Annotated in this window: 1 pseudogene; it reads right to left on the bottom strand. The window is 44.4% G+C overall.

Going from position 1 to position 410, the window contains the following annotated elements:
* Positions 1 to 382, bottom strand: a pseudogene (locus IL252_RS17425) (hypothetical protein); the annotation flags it as partial.
* Between the last annotated feature and the right edge of the window lie 28 nt (positions 383 to 410).

The raw sequence follows: 410 nt of genomic DNA, 5'->3' as shown, positions 1-410 counted from the left end.
TACCTACTTTGCTCACCATTTTTTCTAACGAGTCTAATAACTGATTTAGCTCAGGTGCTGTAATGCCATTGGCGTCATAAACATCATGCTCATTCAGTAGGTCAAGATAATATCCGTGGCTTCTATCACGGTCGTCAGTCCACCCTTCTAAATCAACACAAATTGTCTGTAGCACTTCCTCAATACTATTGTAGAGCTTTGTCACAAGCGTATCGTCAAAATCTCCGTTAAGATAACGCTCAAATGCGTCATTATAGCCTCTGAGAGCCCCATCCCACGGTTCTTGTTCTGCAAGAGCCTGTACTTTTTCGTCGATTTCCCCCATCGCCTCAGATTCCAGCGGAATGAACTGTATTATACCCCCTTCATCTGCCCACTCCATCTTCCATAGCAACCCCTCTGTTATGAGC

Origin of the sequence: Halomicrobium sp. IBSBa (assembly GCF_017612575.1) — an archaeon.
Lineage (GTDB): Archaea > Halobacteriota > Halobacteria > Halobacteriales > Haloarculaceae > Halomicrobium.
This window is presented reverse-complemented; position numbering and strand designations above follow the sequence as displayed.